The organism is Lichenifustis flavocetrariae, from assembly GCF_026130545.1.
Lineage (GTDB): Bacteria > Pseudomonadota > Alphaproteobacteria > Rhizobiales > Beijerinckiaceae > Lichenihabitans > Lichenihabitans flavocetrariae.
Map to the genome: position 1 here is coordinate 1 of NZ_JAMOIM010000152.1, position 906 is coordinate 906.

Sequence of the window (906 nt, forward strand, 5' to 3'; positions counted from 1 at the left end):
CGGAGCGGCGTTGGCCCGCATGGCCACCGGACACGGTGGGGCGGCGGCCGTCACGACGGCGGCGTTGCAAGGCGAGCATTGGGCCACGTCGCTCCTCGACCTGACGATCGCACCGCTCGCCCTGGCGCTGCGACGGCTCCATCTCGAACTCGACCCCGATAGCATCATCATCGGCGGCGGCCTCGGCCTCGCCCCGGGCTATCTCGACCGCCTCGAAAGCCATCTGGCGCCGCTTTCGGCGCTGATGCGACCACGGATTCGCGCCGCCGCGCTCGGCGCCGATGCCGGCCTGATCGGCATTGCCGATCTTGCCATCACAGCAGCGCCGGAGGGTGAAGCATGAAACGCTTGTTCGGTGGATGGATCCGGACCTCGGCACTTCCGGGCGCCTTGGGCGCCCTGCTGTCGGGAACACTGTCGGCCTCGGCGGAGGTCACCGTCGCGGGTTGGCCAGGCGGCCCCGAGGAGATCGCTCTGCGCAAGGTGGCCGACATCTACAACGCGCAGCCGGGCCGCACCGACGACGATAAGGTCAAGCTGCTGTTCTTCAATCGCGAAGGCTTCTTCGACAAGCTGCAGGCCGACATGGCGGCCGGCTCGACGACCTTCGACGTCAATCTCGTGGCGACCTATTCGCTCGGCAAATACGCGCCCTTCATGGACCCGATCACCCTGCCGGCCTCGGCGGCGGACACGTTCGGGGCGACGGTCCTCAAGACCATGCAATACGACGGAAAACAGTTCGGTGTGCCCACCGACCTGTCGATGCACTTCATGTATGTCCGCAAGGACCTGATCGAGAAGCTCCTGGCCGACGACGGCTGGAAAGCGACCTACGGGGAAATTGCCCAAAAATATCTCGGCAAGGCGCTCGCGCCCAAGCCGGCCAACGAGTGGACGTGGGAC

General features: G+C 66.3%; 1 protein-coding gene and 1 pseudogene. Both read left to right on the top strand.

All coding sequences use genetic code 11. The annotated features are described in order from the left end of the window. A partial coding sequence (locus M8523_RS36380; RefSeq protein ID WP_282589658.1) for an ROK family protein occupies positions 1-343 on the top strand: 343 nt, incomplete at its 5' end. Beyond that, positions 340-906 (top strand): annotated as a pseudogene (locus M8523_RS36385) (extracellular solute-binding protein); the annotation flags it as partial. The gene M8523_RS36380 and the pseudogene M8523_RS36385, both read left to right, overlap by 4 nt.